Raw genomic sequence first — 15,293 nt, 5'->3', positions numbered from 1 at the left:
GCCGGCCAGATCAGAACGGCGGCCAGGGGATCGGCGGCCAGTCACCGGAGGGCAGCGGGAAGCGGCCCTCGTCGAGCAGCCGGTCCACCCGGGCAGCCAGCGCCGTGATCTCCGTCACCGTGAGCAGCGGTTCGAGTCGCTCCCCGAGCTCTCCGGCGAGCTGGCGGCGCAGGCCGGCGAGCAGGGCGGTCTCCTCGGCGCTCAGCCGCCGGCCCCGCCAGGTCCATAGCAGGGTGCGTAGCTTGCCCTCGGCGTGGAAGGTGACGCCGTGGTCGATGCCGTGGACGCGCCCGGACGGCGCGGGCAGCAGATGGCCACCCTTGCGGTCGGCGTTGTTGATGACGGCGTCGAACAGGGCGATGGCGCGCAGCTGCGGATCGTCGGCGCGGGTGAGGGCGACGAGGTCGACGGTGACGTCGACGTCGATCCACAGCTGGACCATGCCGGGGCCGAACGGCCCGTCCCGCAGCACGGTGGGCGGCACGATGCCCAGCTGCAGCGCCGCGGACACCTCGTAGGCGGCGAACTCGCGGTCGGCGAGGGTGCCGTCGGGGAAGTCCCACAGCGCCCGCTCGCCGCGCACCGGCTTGTAGACGCAGCGCCCGGCCACGTCCCCGGCGGCGATCTCGCAGTAGAGGGTGGCGTTGCTGGCGTCGGTGAGCCGGCCGGTGACGGTGAGCTCACCGCGGCGCAGCAGGTCCAGCGCGGCAGGGGCGTCCAGGCCGCCGCCGTCGATCGGGTCGAGAGGCGGTCGCCGCCCCGACGGGGGGCTCGCCGCGGGAACGGCCATCCGCCCAGTCTCGCCGCCGCCGGGCGATCCTGTCGCCGGGTCGCGGACGTGAGGGACGTCTCCAGGCGCAGCGCCCGCGCCGCCCCGGCCCCTCACGACCGGTGCCCGTTGTGCCGCGGGCAGACGTGGCCGTCGTCGAGCGGAGCGCCGCACAGCGGGCACGGCGCCCGGCCGGCGGCGACCACCCGCCGGGAGCGGGCCGCGAACGCCCGCGCCGACCCCGCCGCCAGCAGCACCCGCACCGCGTCGGGGCCCTCCGGGTCGTCGGTGAAGCCCGCGACGGCGTCGGCGTCGCCGGCAGCCCGCATCTCGACCACGACCCGCTCACCACGCGGGTCCCAGCCCAGGGCGATCGTCGCCGCCTGGAACTCCGGGTCGACGGGCTGCTCGAGGGGATCCGCGTCCACCGGCTGCGCCGCGGGCGCGCGGGCGGCCTCCACCCCGCGGGCGCCGAGCTCGTCGAGCACCTCGGTGACCTGCTCGGCGAGCAGGCTGACCTGCATCTTGTCCACGGCGACGGTGACCAGCCTGGTCTCGTCGCGTACCTGCAGGTAGAACGCGCGGGCACCGGGCGAGCCGACGGTGCCCGCGACGAAGCGCCGCGGCGGGTCGAACACGTGGATCCGGCGCGCCATGGCCGCTCAGCCGGTCCCGGACTCGGCCCCGGCGCCGCCGGTCGGCGGCGACCATCTCCCGGCCCCGCCGCCCACCGCCTCGTCGCGGTCGAAACCGGGATCGGCCCCGCCCCGCCCACCACCGCCGGCCCCCGAGACCGTGCCGGCGGCATCGGGCGCGGCGCCGGGGTCGCGCGGGCCGCCCGGCGCCCCCTCGCCAGGCGGCACGGGCCGCTCGCCGGTCGCATCCTGGCCGGGTGGCGGTGGGAGCAGATCGGCGACGTCGCCGCCGACGTCGTTGAGGCGGCGGACGAACGGGCGCCGCTCGCCGTAGCGCACCACCGTCAGCGAGCACGGGTCGACCGTGATCCGGTGGTACATGTCCAGGTGCATGCCGAGCGCGTCGGCGACGATCGTGCGGATGACGTCGCCGTGCGAACACAGCAGCCAGGTCGCCTCCGGGCCGAGCCGGTCGTTCCACTCCCGCACCGCGGTGACGGCCCGCGCCTGCGTGTCGCGCAGCGCCTCCCCCTCGGGGCCGGGGAACACGACGGCGCTGGGATGGGCCTGCACGACCGGCCACAGCGGGTCCTTGGCGAGCACGGCCAGCTTCTGACCGGTCCAGTCGCCGTAGCGGCACTCGCCGAGGCGCTCGTCCTCGTCGACGCGCTGCGCCTCACCGGAGACCGCCGGACCCGCGGGGCGGCGCGACGCGATGGCGTCCGCCGTCTGCCGACAGCGCTCCAGCGGACTGGAGACGATCGCGGCGAGCGGGACGGACGCGAGCCTCCCGGCGAGCGCCGACGCCTGCGCGCGGCCCCGCTCGTCGAGGCCGACACCGGGCGTCCAGCCCAGCAGGATCGTGCCCGTGACGGCGGTGAGGCCGTGGCGGACCAGCAGCACAGTGGTCACCCGTCCGCCCCTTCCCGGATGCGTGGCGCCGGCCGGCGCCGAACCGGCCAGCCCGCTCCGGCGCCACCACGCTACCCAGCGGGCGTCGCCGGGCGGGCGCCGGTGCGTCGTTACGCTTCCCGGCATGCCCGACGCGTATCCGACCAGCCCCGGCGTGGGACCTGACCCGGTCGGCCCCGGCACCGACTCCCCTCCCCCGCCGACCGCCGGCGACGACGCCGATGGCGGTGGCGCGCCGCCCGACCCGGCGGCGGTGTTCGCCGCGTTCTGCGAGGCCGCCCTGTGGCCGGGGCTGGGCCGCACGACCGCGGCCCGGCTGCCCGCCGCCGGCATCACCCTGCCCGAGCATGTCGACGTCGGCCGGCTGGGGATGGTCGAGGGCGTCACCGGGCCGCGGGCCCGGCGCCTGGCCGACTCCTTCCGCGCCGCCGCCGGCACGTACGCGGTCGTCGAGCTGCTGCGCGCGGCCGACCTGCCGGCCCGGCTGGCCCGCGCGGCGACCGAGCGCCTCGGGCCCGGCGCCGCCGACGCGCTGCGCGCGGACCCGTGGATGCTGCTGGTCGCCGCCGACGCCGAGATCGGCCAGGCCGACCGCTTCGCCCGCCACCGTGGCCTGCGCCGCGACGACGCGCGCCGCGGCCCGGCGGTGCTCACCCACCTGCTCACCCGCGCCGCCTCGCGATCCGGGGACACCGCCGGTCCCTTCGACGCGGTGCTGCGCGCGGCGGCCCGCGAGGGCGTCGCCGACCCGCGTGCGGCCCTGGACACCGCCCTCGACGACGGGCGCATCATCGCCGTCGGCGACCGCATCGCGCTTGAGCGCTACGCGATGGCGGAGCAGTCCATCGCCGACGGCATCGAGCGGCTGACCGCCACCGCCGAGCCGCTGCGCGCCGGCGCCCCCCGCGCCCGCCGCCGCCCCGACCACGACGACGAGGCTGACACCGACAGCTCGCCCGGGGACGGGCCCGCCGCCGCGGCACCCCCGCCGCCGACGGCCCTTCTGTTCGACGATGAGGACGACCCCGACAGCGACGACAGCGACGCCGAGGGCGGCGGCGGCGGGGACCGGACCGGCGGAGGCGACCCTGACGGGGCCGGCACCGGCACGGGCGCCGAGCACGCCCGCGGCACCGGTGGCACCGGATCGGGCGTCGGGGGCACTACCGCCGACGGCTCGGGCGATGCCGGCGTCACCGAGGACGACGCGGGCGCCGACGATCCCGTGGCCGGCCTGGACGGGACGCAGCTCGCCGCCGCCCACGCGGCGTTGGCATGCGGTGTCAGCGTGCTCACCGGCGGGCCGGGCACCGGCAAGAGCCGCACCGTGGCCGCGGTGGTCCGCCTGGCCTGGGCCGCTGACGCCGAGGTCGCGCTCGCCGCGCCCACCGGTCGGGCGGCCAAGCGGCTGGAGGAGCTGTGCGGGGCGCCGGCGAGCACCCTGCACCGGCTGCTCGGCGCGCAGGGCCGCGGCGGCGGGTTCGCCCGCGGCGAGCACAACCCGATCGACGCCGACCTGGTCGTCGTCGACGAGGCGTCGATGCTCGACGCGGAACTCGCCGCCGCCCTGCTCGACGCCTGCGCCGACGGCACCCACCTGATGTTCGTCGGCGACCCGGCGCAGCTTCCCAGCATCGGCCCGGGTCAGGTCCTCACCGACCTGCTGGAATCCGGCGAGGTGCCGGTCACCGAGCTGCGCCGGCTCTACCGCCAGGTCGACGGCGGCGCGATCGCGATGATGGCCGCCGCGGTGCGCGGCGGGGAGCTGCCGCCACCCCCGCCGGGCCCCGACCGCGAGGTCGTCGTCGTGCCCGCGAGCAGCTCCGGCGAGGCGGCGCACCGCGCCGTGCAACTCGTCACCGACTCGATCCCGCGGGCGCTGGGCATCCCCGCCGCCGACATCCAGGTCGTCACCCCGGTGCACGCGGGCCCCGCCGGCACCGGGGCGCTCAACGCCGCGCTCAAGCGGGTCCTCAACCCCGGCTCGGGCGCGATGTCCGGCTTCGACGTCGGGGACCGGGTGGTGGCGACGGCGAACCACATCGACGTCGGCTTCGCCAACGGCGAGATCGGCACCGTGGTCGCCGCCGGCGAGCGCGGTGCCGTGCGGGTCGCTTTCCCGGGCGGGGTCGTGGAGGTGCCCACCGGGCTGTTCGGTGACCTGCGCCATGGCTGGGCCGTCACGGTGCACCGGGCGCAGGGCAGCGAGTGGCCGGCCGTCATCGCCGTCTTCCCGCCGGAAGCCGGCCGGATGCTGACCCGCCCGCTCATCTACACGGCGCTCACCCGCGCGGCGCGGCACCTGTCGATCGTCGCCGTCAACGGGCCCGCGGTGCGCCACGCGGTGCGCAACACCGGCGGCCGCCGCCGTCTGACCTCGCTCGCCTCGCTGCTGGCTGGTCAGGAGGCCGGCGAGCTGGACGAGGATCTCGACGACGGCATCGACGACGGCACCGACGACGGCACCGCGGACCGGACCCCGACGCTGCCCGCGGCCACCTGAGCGCCCGGGCTCCCGCGCCCGCCGCCGACAGCCCGCGTGCGGGCGCCATCGGGAAGGACCCGACAGCCCTCCCGTTCCTGACCGAGAGCGCCGGTGTGGCCCCCGCCATCTCGCGCGACACCCATGTTCCACGCCGGCCTGGCGCTGCTTCTGGCGGGCCTGACGAAGCCATGGCCTCCCGTCCCGCCAGGTCCGGCGTGAGCACGAGGGGCGACGGTGGCGGTCATGGGCCGGTGGCGGCCCGGTGACAGCAGGATGACAAGCTGAGGGCGAGGTGATGGTGGACCGACCTCGCCGCCGCCGGGGCTGGTTCGCGCCCGGCGTTCGGCGTGCCCCTGACAGGAGGCAAGATCGTGCACCATGAGGATGGGTAGCGTTCCCATCGTGGACGCAGACGCAGCGGGGTCGCCGGCCAGCGGCCCTGATGCCGGCTCCGCGCCGGCGCTTCTGCCCGGCCCGCGAGAGCCCGCGGCACCCGCCCCGGACCCGCGTGCCAGCGTCCCAGACAAAGCCAGCGTCCCACACAAGGCCAGCGTCGCCGAGAGCACGGACGTCGTGGACAGCGCCGACGTCATCGAGCGAGCCGAAGCCGCGGCCGTGGCCGGCGTGCCCGGCCAGGTCAGTGTCGCGGACGATGCCGGCATCCCCGCGGCCGCCCCTCGGCCAGCAGCGACATCGCTGACGGCGGCCACACCGGCGACGACAGCGGCGACGGCACAGCCGGCGCCGGCCGCGACGGTGCGGGCGCGGGGCGTGGCCCGGGTGGCCGGATGGGTCGGCGCGGGCGGGCGCGGCGCGCTCGGATGGGTCCGGGCGCACGCGCGGCGGCTCCTGCTCGTCGCCGTCGGGGTCGCGGTCGCCGGCGGCGGGGTGATGCGCTTCGCGACGCCGAGCCATCTGTGGCTCGACGAGTCGCTGACCGTCGCGATCGCGAACCGGCCCGTCCCGGACCTGCTGCACGCGCTGCGCCACGACGGCTCGCCGCCGCTGTACTACCTGCTGCTGCACGCCTGGATCGCGGTGTTCGGCGACGGTGACGTCGCGGTCCGGGCGCTGTCGGGCGTGCTGTCACTGATCACCCTGCCGGCGGCGTGGCTGGCCGGGCGCCGCGTCGGGCGCACCGCGTTCGGGGCCGGCAACGCCTCGTCCGACGCGCCCGCCTGGGTGGCCCTGGCGACACTGCTGATGTTCGCCTGCTCGCCCTACGCCATCCGCTACGGCAGCGAGACCCGGATGTACTCGCTGGTCGTGCTGCTGGTGCTGGTGTTCGGGTTCGCCGCGGTACGGGCGCTGGAGCGGTCCAGTCCGCCGCGGCTGGCGGTGCTGACGCTCGCCACGACGGCGCTCGTCTACACGCACTACTGGACGTTCCTGGTCATCTTCACGGTGGCCGCGTTCCTGCTGGTGCAGGCCCGTCGCCGGCCGTACTACCGGCGGGTGACGCTGCGCGCGTTCGGCGCGATGGCCGCCTCGGCGCTGCTGTTCGCCCCGTGGATGCCGTCGTTCCTGTTCCAGATGCTGCACACCGGTACCCCGTGGGCGCCGAGGGTGCAGGCCCAGGTGCTGCTGGACACCGTGTTCGACTGGGCGGGCCCGCAGTCGACGGGCGCGCTGCTCGGCGTGGTGCTGCTCGGCGGCGCGCTCATCGGGCTGACCGCCCGGCCGGGCGGCGGGCGCGAGCTCGCGGTGAAGGTGACCGGTCGGGTGCCCGGCCGGTACCTGGCCGCGATCTGGCTGCTGCCGCTGGTGCTGGCGTACCTCGTGAACATGTTCGGGGGCAGCGCCTACGCCGAGCGGTACACCGGCATCGCGCTGCCCGCCTGCCTGCTGCTGGCCTCGCTCGGCATCGCCATCCTGCCGGGCACCCGGGTGCGGGCCATCGTGCTCGCCGTCGCGGTGTTCAGCGGGCTGGTCGGAGGCTGGCAGCTCACCCGCACCGAGCGCACCCAGGCCGGGGAGATCGCCGGGCGGATCGTGGCGCTGGCCCGGCCAGGGGACGTCGTCGCCTACTGCCCGGACCAGCTCGGCCCGGCCGTGCACCGGGCGCTGGCCCGCCACGGCCCACTCACCGTCCGGGAGATCGTCTACGCGGACACCTCCGGGCCCGCGCTCGTCGACTGGGTCGACTACGCGGATCGGATGAAGCGGGCCAACGGCACCACGTTCGCCGCGGAGGTCAACCGGCTCGCCGGGCCCGACCACGCGGTGCTGCTCGTGCGCGCCGACGGCTACCGCTTCCTCGAAGGCGCCTGCGCTGTACTGTCCGACCAGCTCTCGGCCCTGCGCGACCGCACCGTGCAGGTCGAGCGGCGCAACCTCTACGAGGGCGCGTCGCTGGAACGGTTCTCGACGCTGCGCTGAGGACCGTCGGCAGGGGGCGGGGCCGGCACCTCCCGCGCGCCCCCGCCATCCCGCTCGCCCTGGCCGTTCCCGTTCCCGTGCTCGGACGGGGCGGCGGCCAGGGCGGCGGCTGCGAGGACGAGCAGGCCCATCGGCAGCGTGTAGTGGTTGAAGAACGTCTGCTTGTTCATCAGGGCCGCCGTGGCGGTGACGAGAGCCGCGCCCAGGCAGAACCCGGCCGCGTCGCCGCGGGCCCGCCACGCGGCCGCGTAGGCCGCCACCAGCGCCACCAGCGCCGGCCCGAACCCCAGCGCGAGCCCGAAATGCGCCGCCCAGCCGGGCACGGACAGCGACTCGGCCAGCACCTGGTAGTGCAGGTTCGTCCAGATCGCGTCGTCGACGAAGTCCCGCGGCCCGGCGAGTACCCAGGGCGCGACGAGCAGCGCCGCCAGGCCCGCCGCCCCCGCCGCCCGCCGAACGCCGAACGCCGGCCACGCCGCCGCCACCGGCAGCAGCAGCACGACGTGCTGCTTGGCCGCCAGCGCGAGCGCGAACGCGACGAGCGCCACCCATCCGCGGCCGCCGCGTGCCGCCAGCACCGCCACCGCGAGGCAGGCGACCAGCAGCGGCTCGGTCCACGACTGCTGCAGGGCGTACATCGACTCGGGGAAGATCACTACCAGGAGTGGCAGCACGGCCGCCGCCATGCCCGCGCCCCGGCCGGACGCTCCGGGCCGGGCGGCGCCCATCAGGCGGCGCGTGCAGGCGGCCGCGAGGGCCAGGGCGGCGAGCAGACCGTAGCGGACGTCGCCGAGCAGCAGCCGGAACGGTGCGAGCAGCACCGACGTCCACGGCAGGTACGGATAGACGTCGAACAGCCCCCGCACGCCGTACTCGGCGCGTGACGGCGCCCACTGCTGGCGGTACATGTCCGCGCCGTGAGGCAGCCCGGCCGCGGAGACCTGCAGCAGGTGGAACACGTCGATGCGGGGCTCGGGCGCCGCGCGCACGGTCGCGATCCCGGCCGCGCAGGCGAGCCCCAGCACCACCCAGAACAACCCCGCCGACTCCCCCAGCCGCGCCCACGGCGCCCGTCCTGGCACCGCCGACCGCGGCAGCCGCGCCGAGCGCCCGGTCGGCCCCGCCGTCGCGACGATGATCGCGGCGGCGGCCAGCAGGCCGGCGGCGATGGCGAGCGTGTCGGCGAGGACCGCGAGCGGACCGCAGGCGTAGTAGCGGGGATGGCGCACGATCGGACCGAGGCCGAGGGTCAGCGCGGCCAGCGGCCACGCCGAGCCCGGCAGGCGACGCGCCACGGATCGCAGGTGATGCATCACAGATCGGTGCCGGTCGGGGGTGACCGGCCGGGCGCCGTCGGCCGGCCCCCCGCGACCGGGGGGCGAGGCCGCGGCAGGGAGTCGGCCGGACGGGTGCGGCGGCGCCGGTACGGGCCGGTGGCGGGCGACGGCGAGGCCGGTCGCGGCGACGCCGAGCAGCACGCTCGCCATCGCCCATCCGCCGTAGCGGCCGTCCTTCGCCGCGATGCCCCAGGCCAGAGCGCACCAGCCGACGAGGGCCGACGCGAGCACCGGGCCGACGCCACCATTACCCCTACGCCGGGGGTTGGCCGTGCGTTGGGGGGGCACCGACACGCTCATGTGCGCACGATGCCAGAGCCGGCGTCCGCGTTCCGCGGCGGACCCGGTGGGCGTCGCGTATCACGGATGATCGGGTCCGGGCGTCGAGGGGGTGCGGACGGGTGTGCGCCGCGCGCGTGTAAGACTTCCCCCCGAGGCCGGCCCCCGGGGGTCCGGCGCCCCCACGGCCGATGCGCGGACATCCGGCCGCGGGAGTGACCATGAAGGTGTGTTGAGGAGAGGTCCGGCACAGTGACCGAAAAGCCAGAGGTAGTCGTCATCGGGGCCGGGCCGGCCGGCCTGTCCGCCGGCTGGGAGCTGGTGAAACGGGACGTGCCCGTGACGATTATCGAGGGTGACTCGGTCGTCGGCGGAATCAGCCGTACCGCGCAGCGCGACGGCTGGCGTTTCGACATCGGCGGCCACCGTTTCTTCACCAAGGTGCCGGAGGTCGAGAAGCTCTGGCACGAGATCCTTCCGGACGAGGACTTCCTGCTCCGGCCGCGATCGAGCCGTATCTACTACGACGGCAAGTTCTTCGACTACCCGCTGAAGGCGACGAACGCGCTGGGCAATCTCGGTGTCGTCGAGGCGGCGCGCTGCATCGCCTCCTACGCCGCGGCCCGGGTGCGCCCGCCCAAGGACCAGAGCAACTACGAGAACTGGCTGGTCGCGCGCTTCGGCTGGCGACTTTACCGCACCTTCTTCAAGACGTACACGGAGAAGCTGTGGGGCGTGCAGGTCAGCGAGATGCCCTCGGACTGGGCGGCGCAGCGCATCAAGAGCCTGTCCATGATGAACGCCATCGTGAACGCGGTGATGCCGAAGCGGAACCAGAAGGACATCACCTCCCTCATCGAGGAGTTCCAGTACCCGAAGTACGGGCCCGGAATGATGTGGGAGACCGCCACCGACAAGATCGTCAAGCAGGGTGGCCGGGTCGTCTTCGAGGAGAAGGTCCGCAAGATTCATCACGCGGACGGCCGGGCGACCGGCGTCACGACGATGGTGACCGGTGGCTATGGCCCGGGCGCGGGCGCGCCGGAGTCGTCGCGTTCCGACGTCGGCAGCGAGTACCAGTACTCCGCCGACGAGATCATCTCGTCGATGTCGTTCTCGTCCCTGGTGCGGGTGATGGATCCGCCGGTGCCGGAGCACGTGCTCGCCGCGGCGAACGCGCTGAAGTACCGCGACTTCCTCACGGTGGCCCTCGTCGTGCCGGAGTCGGCCGGGTTCCCGGACAACTGGATCTACATCCACTCCCCCACGGTGAAGGTCGGCCGCATCCAGAACTTCGCCTCCTGGTCGCCGTTCCTGGTGAAGGACGGCAAGACCTGCCTGGGTCTTGAGTACTTCGTCTTCGAGGGCGACGAGATGTGGAACAGCTCGGACGAGGACCTCATCGCGCTGGGCACCCGCGAGCTCGTCGAGCTCGGGCTCATGCGGGCGAGCCAGGTCGAGCAGGGGTTCGTCGTCCGCATGCCGAAGGCGTACCCGTACTATGACATGGATTACAAGAAGAACGTCGACATCATTCGGGCGTGGCTGGCGGAGAACACGCCGAACGTGCACCCCGTCGGCCGCAACGGCATGCACCGGTACAACAACCAGGACCACTCGATGCTGACCGCGATGCTCACCGTCGAGAACATCATCGACGGCACCCGGCACGACGTGTGGGAGGTCAACGTCGAGGAGGACTACCACGAGGAGGTGTCGTCGTCGAAGAAGTGACGACGACGCTCCCGTCCCAGCCGACGTCAGCGGCCGGCTGGGACGGCCGGCGGGTCCGGCGTGCCGGCGGCGGCGGGCCCGGACAGAATGCGGTACGGCACGGTCCGTGACCCTCGGAGCCCGTGACGCGGTCGCCGCCACCCTGGCCGCCGGCCACCCGCCACCACCCAGCAATCGCGGACTGTCCCCCGCGGCGACCCGTCTCGCCGGGTTGCGGGGGCCCGCCGCACGAGACCAGCTCCGGGTGCGGGCCTGCCTGGTCGGCCGATCGTGGCCCCGCGGCTCCCGCACCGCGGACCACGTGGACGGAAGGGAAAGACCGTGACAGACGTCGCGGTCCGGCCGGCGGAGCAGCTCCCCGGGCCGGTCGACGAGGTCGGGGACACGCCCGACCGCGCGGGGCGCGTGTTCGCCGTCGTCGTGGGGGTGCTCGTCGCCGCCTCGGTGATCGTGCGGTTCACCGCCAGCCAGGCGCTGTGGCTGGACGAGGCGCAGAGCGTCGCGATCGCCCGCCTCCCCCTGCACGGCGCGAGCCCCACGATGTGGGACGGCCTGCTTCAGGACGGCTCGCCGCCGTTGTACTACCTGCTGCTGCACGGCTGGATCGACGTGTTCGGCGAGAGCACCCTCGCCGTCCGCTCGATGTCCGCGCTCCTCAACATCGTCGCGGCGTGGCCGCTGTACGTGCTGGCCTCCCGGGTGGTCGGCCAGCGGGCGGCGAAGGTCGCGGTGGTGCTGTACCTGACGTCGCCGTTCGCGCTGTACTTCGCGACCGAGACCCGGATGTACAGCCTCATCGTGCTGCTCACCACACTCGGTGGCCTCGCTCTCGAGCGGGTCCTGCGAGCGCCGTCGCCGCGGGCGGTGGTGAGCCTGGCGTTCGCCGCCGGCTGCCTGGCCCTCACCCACTACTGGTGCCTCTACCTACTGCTGACCGTCGGCGTCTGGTTGATCTTCCTCCTGACGATCCGCCCCTGGTACCAGGCCCGCCGTGCCCGCCGTGGCGGGTCCGGTCCCCTCAGCACCGACGGTGCGGGCGCGGTCGGCGTCCGCCCCGCGGACGGCCTCGGGGCGGACGGCCTCGGGGCCTCGGCGGCCGGCACCGGCCTGGCGACATCCCCGCCCGACCCCCTGGCCACGCCGCCCGCCGACGGCTACCGCAGCACGCGCGTCTACCCGGCGACCGGAGCTGCCTACGCCGCCGGCAACGGCCACGCCGGCTATCTGTTCCCGGCGGGACCCGACGGTGGCCCCGCCGGACTCGCCGCCCGACCTCCCTATGGCGACCTCGCGGCGCGCTCCGCCGCCCCCGAGGCCCATCCGGCCGGCACACCGGGGGCGCGCGGCGGCGGGGCGGCACGGCGGCACGGCGCGCGCCGTGGACCTGCGCCGGCAGGCGCCGCCCGCCTCGCCACGGCGCGCCGCGGGCCCCTGTACGGACTGATCGGCATCATCGGCGGCGGCCTGGTGTTCGCGCCGTGGCTGCCGAGCTTCTTCGACCAGCTCGCCCACACGGGCACCCCCTGGGGCGAGCCGGCCAGCTACGCGGCGATCTCCCACGCCTACGGCCAGTGGGCCGGCGGGCCGACGACGCTCGGCCGCCTGCTGCTGTTCCTCATCACCGGGCTGGCCGCCGCCGGCGTCGCCGGGCGCACCGCCGGCGGCCGGTTCATCCTGCTCGACCTGCGCGGCCTCGAACCGGGCCGCACCCTGTTCCTCCTGGCCACCGGCACCCTGCTGGTCGCGGTCACCGCCGGCAAGGTCGTCGGCAACGCCTGGGCCGACCGTTACACCGCCACCGCCTTCGTCCCGTTCCTGCTGGTCCTCGGCCTCGGCTCGACGATCATCGGGGATCGCCGGGTGTTCCGGGTCGTCATCGCGGTCGCGGCCCTGATCGGGCTGCTGGCAGGCACCTCCGACCTGCGTCGCGAACGCTCCCAGGCCACCGAGGCCGCCGGCGTCCTCGAGCGGCTCGCCCGGCCGGGCGACGTCATGCTCGTCTGCCCCGACCAGATCGGCCCCGGCCTCGCCCGCACCGTCCCGCCGTGGATGAAGGTGTACGTCGTGCCGACCTACGCGCCGCCGGACCGGGTCGACTGGGTCGACTACGAGGACCGCAACATGCACGCCGACGGCCGCGCGCTCGCCCAGCGCGCCCTGGCGGAAGCCGGCCCGCAGCACACTGTGTTCCTCGCTGGTTCCGGCGCCTACCGGACCTACGAGGAGCTGTGCACCGTCGTGCAGACCACCCTCGCTCAGGCCCGCCCGCACGCCGACCAGGTCATGGAGCAGGGCCTGCCCACGAAGGTGTACGAGAACTACGCGCTGCTGCGCTTCCGGGCGTCGTGAGCGCCGCGCGGGGGACGTCCGCCCACCCCGGTCCGCCGATGGACGGTCCCGCCACGGGAACCCGCCGCGCGGCGCCCCCCGCGCTCGACTCCGACCCGACCTGCGCCCGCCCGGCGGAGGCGGCTGGCCACGGCCCCGCCGACCGAGCGGACACCGTCGCCGCACCGCCCCCACCCCCGCCCCCACCGCCGGCCGCCCCGCGGCGCCCGCGAACCCGACGGCACACCGCCGCGCGCCGCGACGACGTCTGGCGGCTGCGCGACGTCGTGCTCGCCTGGCTCGCGGCACGCCTGGTCGTCGGCGCCGCCCTGGCGATGACGAAGTTCATCGCCGACCAGGCCCGTGGCGACCAGGGCGCCCGGTTGCAGACCACGGACCTGCTCGGCTGGGACGCCGGTTGGTACCGCACGATCGCCGAGGCCGGCTACAGCGGCGCCGGCGCGGAGAGCCGACGTTTCTTCCCGCTGCTCCCGACGCTCGTTCGGGCCCTCGACCAGCTGCCGGGCGCCGGCGGGCACAGCGGCGCCGTCCTTCTGCTGATCGTCAACGTCTGCGCGCTCGGCCTCGGCCTGGTCCTGGTCCGGCTGGGCCGCCTGGAGGGCCTGGACGACGCGGCGACGTTCCGCCTGATCTGGTTCACTGCCCTCGCACCTCCCGCGTTCGTGCTCGTCATGGGCTACGCGGAGGCGCTCGCCGGGCTGCTGGCCGTGACGGTGTTCCTCGGCGCCCGCACCCGGCGCTGGGAGCTCGCCGCCTGCGCCGGGCTGCTCAGTGGCCTGTGCCGGCCGCTCGGGATCCTGCTCGCCGTCCCCGTCGCGCTGGAGGCCGCCCGCGGCCTGCCCTGGCCGGGTCTGCGCCGTCTCGGTGCCCCGCCCACGGCTGTGGCGGCGGCCCGGACCGGTGCCCCGGAGATCGTGCGCCGGCTCGCCGCGATCGTCGCGCCGCTCGCGGGCGCGGGGATCTACGTGCTCTGGTCCGCGCATACCTATGGCGACGGGCTCGCGCCGTTCACCCTGCAGCGCGACGCGGCCCGCCACGGCAGCACCGGTAACCCGCTCGCGGTGCTCTGGCATGCCACCCGCGGTGCCTTCCACGGTGAGCTGGGTACCGGACTGCACGTGCCGTGGCTGCTGTTGGCGCTTGCGGGCCTGGTCGTGATGGCGCGCCGGCTACCCGTCTCCTACACCGGGTGGACGGCGCTCGTCCTCGCGGCGGTGCTGACCGGCAGCAACCTCGACTCCGCCGAGCGCTACCTGTACGGGGCGTTCCCGTTCCTGCTCGTCGCTGCCCTGCTCACCGCCCGCCGCGAGATCTTCACGGCGGCGCTCGTCGCCTCCACCGCCGCCATGACCCTCTACGCGACCCTCGCCTTCACCCTCGCCTACGTCCCCTGAGGGGCGCCGCCGGCGGCAAAGGTGAGGTTTCGGTGGGCTGGTACGGCGCGGACCCTTGCGGGAGGTAGCGGGACGGTTAACGTGGTGGGACCGCGCGGTGGTCGGTGGCGCCGGCTCGTCCCGCTGGGCCGTTCCCACGTCCGCCCGTGCCTCGTTGTCCGCCACGTCGAGGTCAGGTCGCATTGGCTGGAGTCGAACTCGAGTACCAGAAGCTGTACCTGCCGCCGGGCACCGACCGCCGGGCGGCCGTCCAGATCCTCACGATGCACGCCGAGTTCGGCGACTGGGAGCTGGAGCGCCTGCGCCTGTTCCCGGACGGGTCGCGCCGCGCGGTGCTGCGCCGCCGCCGGCGCCCAGGCGGTCTCCCCGGCTATCTGCCCACCTGACCCGACCTCCGCCTCATCCCCCGATCTCCGCCTCATCCCCCGACCTCCGCTCGGACCTGGGCCGGCGTGCGTACCTCGACGGCGTCCGGCGCGACGCCGTAGGACTGCAGGTGGCGCCCGGACAGAGCGATGCCCCGGGTGTCCCGGGTCGTGCCGGCGCCACGGTCGACAGCCGGATCGCCCGCGGCGCCGGACTCGAGAGACCAGACGTCGGCGCGGAACCACCGGTCCCGCCAGTGGGTGTCGACGTCGGCACGCAGCTGCAGGAAGCGGCGGCGCAGCACCTGCCGGGCGACCTGCGCGGCACAGCGTGGGCTGCGTTCGAAGCCGCCGGAGGGCTCGGTCCAGTCCGCCGCCCACCGGCCGCCGTCCGTGCTGACCTGCACGAGATAGGCGTAGGTGACCGGCCGGCGGGCGGGGTCGACGTCGGTCGGGTCGTCGAGGCCGAGACCCAGGCTCAGCGCGGACAGTGCGTCGTCGGTCACACCAACCATCATGTCACGCTGAAGCGTCAATGAATTTACGATGAGTAGCGGTTCGCCGGGAACGGCCGGAAAAATTTCCCCGCGGCGCCATCCCATTACTCCCGGTGTCCGCGGGGTAGCGGTCAACACTGTGGACTACAGTGGCGTGG

At 75.2% G+C, this 15,293-nt stretch carries 11 protein-coding genes; 6 read left to right on the top strand and 5 right to left on the bottom strand.

Annotation, left to right across the window (positions count from 1 at the left end):
- Nucleotides 1-10: 10 nt before the first annotated feature.
- The 3 genes from AC6EXY_RS15745 to AC6EXY_RS15735 all read right to left on the bottom strand — a co-directional run bounded on the left by AC6EXY_RS15745 (nucleotide 11) and on the right by AC6EXY_RS15735 (nucleotide 2,316).
- The gene (locus AC6EXY_RS15745; protein WP_101832085.1) at nucleotides 11-790 is read right to left on the bottom strand and encodes an SCO1664 family protein; all 780 of its coding nucleotides are present in this window, start codon (nucleotides 788-790) and stop codon (nucleotides 11-13) included.
- A gap of 92 nt (nucleotides 791-882) precedes the next feature.
- Complete coding sequence (locus AC6EXY_RS15740; protein WP_499817845.1) at nucleotides 883-1,425, bottom strand: DUF3090 family protein; 543 nt, start codon at nucleotides 1,423-1,425, stop codon at nucleotides 883-885.
- Nucleotides 1,426-1,431: 6 nt separating this feature from the next.
- Complete coding sequence (locus AC6EXY_RS15735) at nucleotides 1,432-2,316, bottom strand: histidine phosphatase family protein (RefSeq protein ID WP_499817846.1); 885 nt, start codon at nucleotides 2,314-2,316, stop codon at nucleotides 1,432-1,434.
- Nucleotides 2,317-2,440: 124 nt separating this feature from the next.
- Here AC6EXY_RS15735 and AC6EXY_RS15730 point away from each other — a divergent pair, with 124 nt between their 5' ends.
- Both AC6EXY_RS15730 and AC6EXY_RS15725 read left to right on the top strand, forming a co-directional pair.
- Nucleotides 2,441-4,819 carry an AAA family ATPase gene (locus AC6EXY_RS15730; protein WP_499817847.1) on the top strand — a complete coding sequence of 793 codons (2,379 nt, stop codon included), beginning with the start codon at nucleotides 2,441-2,443 and terminating at the stop codon, nucleotides 4,817-4,819.
- A 366-nt stretch (nucleotides 4,820-5,185) separates the two neighbouring features.
- Entirely contained in the window at nucleotides 5,186-7,180 is a 1,995-nt protein-coding gene (locus AC6EXY_RS15725) for a glycosyltransferase family 39 protein (RefSeq protein WP_101829691.1), read from the top strand.
- Here the strand turns inward: AC6EXY_RS15725 and AC6EXY_RS15720 are convergent.
- Nucleotides 7,138-8,817 carry a glycosyltransferase gene (locus AC6EXY_RS15720; protein ID WP_423748018.1) on the bottom strand — a complete coding sequence of 560 codons (1,680 nt, stop codon included), beginning with the start codon at nucleotides 8,815-8,817 and terminating at the stop codon, nucleotides 7,138-7,140. The two genes, AC6EXY_RS15725 and AC6EXY_RS15720, sit on opposite strands and share 43 nt — an antisense overlap.
- A 231-nt stretch (nucleotides 8,818-9,048) precedes the next feature.
- On the opposite strand from AC6EXY_RS15720, the gene AC6EXY_RS15715 reads away from it, so the two are divergent.
- The 4 genes from AC6EXY_RS15715 (at nucleotide 9,049) to AC6EXY_RS15700 (ending at nucleotide 14,659) form a co-directional block, all read left to right on the top strand.
- On the top strand, nucleotides 9,049-10,530 hold the full coding sequence (locus tag AC6EXY_RS15715) for an NAD(P)/FAD-dependent oxidoreductase (protein WP_101829693.1): 1,482 nt from the start codon (nucleotides 9,049-9,051) through the stop codon (nucleotides 10,528-10,530).
- 321 nt (nucleotides 10,531-10,851) lie between these two features.
- Nucleotides 10,852-12,879, top strand: a complete 2,028-nt coding sequence (locus tag AC6EXY_RS15710; RefSeq protein WP_101829694.1) for a glycosyltransferase family 39 protein — start codon at nucleotides 10,852-10,854, stop codon at nucleotides 12,877-12,879.
- Nucleotides 12,880-12,917: 38 nt separating this feature from the next.
- Nucleotides 12,918-14,273: a putative hexosyltransferase gene (locus AC6EXY_RS15705; protein WP_499817848.1), complete on the top strand. Its 1,356-nt coding sequence runs from the start codon at nucleotides 12,918-12,920 to the stop codon at nucleotides 14,271-14,273.
- A 182-nt stretch (nucleotides 14,274-14,455) separates the two neighbouring features.
- Nucleotides 14,456-14,659 carry a DUF5703 family protein gene (locus AC6EXY_RS15700; protein WP_101829696.1) on the top strand — a complete coding sequence of 68 codons (204 nt, stop codon included), beginning with the start codon at nucleotides 14,456-14,458 and terminating at the stop codon, nucleotides 14,657-14,659.
- 32 nt (nucleotides 14,660-14,691) lie between these two features.
- On the opposite strand, the gene AC6EXY_RS15695 is transcribed toward AC6EXY_RS15700, so the two are convergent.
- Entirely contained in the window at nucleotides 14,692-15,153 is a 462-nt protein-coding gene (locus tag AC6EXY_RS15695) for a hypothetical protein (protein ID WP_101829704.1), read from the bottom strand.
- Nucleotides 15,154-15,293 lie beyond the last annotated feature (140 nt).

The organism is Frankia sp. RB5, assembly GCF_059816245.1.
Note: the sequence above shows the minus strand (reverse complement) of the source record. Positions and strands in the feature narration are given on the sequence as shown.